This window comes from Streptomyces rubellomurinus, assembly GCF_000961885.1.
GTDB lineage: Bacteria > Actinomycetota > Actinomycetes > Streptomycetales > Streptomycetaceae > Kitasatospora > Kitasatospora rubellomurina.
Map to the genome: position 1 here is coordinate 1 of NZ_JZKH01000343.1, position 389 is coordinate 389.

The following is a 389-nucleotide window of genomic DNA, read 5'->3' on the forward strand; positions in this document are numbered from 1 at the left end:
GTCTCCGAGATCAACCCCCTGCGCACCGAAGCCGTCATGACCTCGGCCTCCGCCGGCATCGACGACATCAGCCACGTCTCCGGCAAGACGACCACCACCGTCGCCATGGACTTCGGCCGCATCACCCTCGACGAAGACCTCATCCTCTACCTCTTCGGCACCCCCGGACAGGACCGCTTCTGGTTCATGTGGGACGACCTCGTCCGAGGCGCCATCGGAGCCATCGTCCTCGTCGACACCCGCCGCCTCGCCGACTGCTTCCCCGCCCTCGACTACTTCGAGAACAGCGGCCTGCCCTTCGTCGTCGCCCTCAACGGCTTCGACGGACACCAGCCCCACACCCCCGACGAAGTCCGCGAAGCCCTCCAACTCGGCGCCGACACCCCGGT

The 389-nt window shown here is 67.4% G+C and carries 1 protein-coding gene; it reads left to right on the forward strand.

The features are described from left to right. Positions 1 to 389: GTP-binding protein (locus VM95_RS38120; RefSeq protein WP_052707823.1), on the forward strand; the 389-nt coding region annotated here is incomplete at both ends.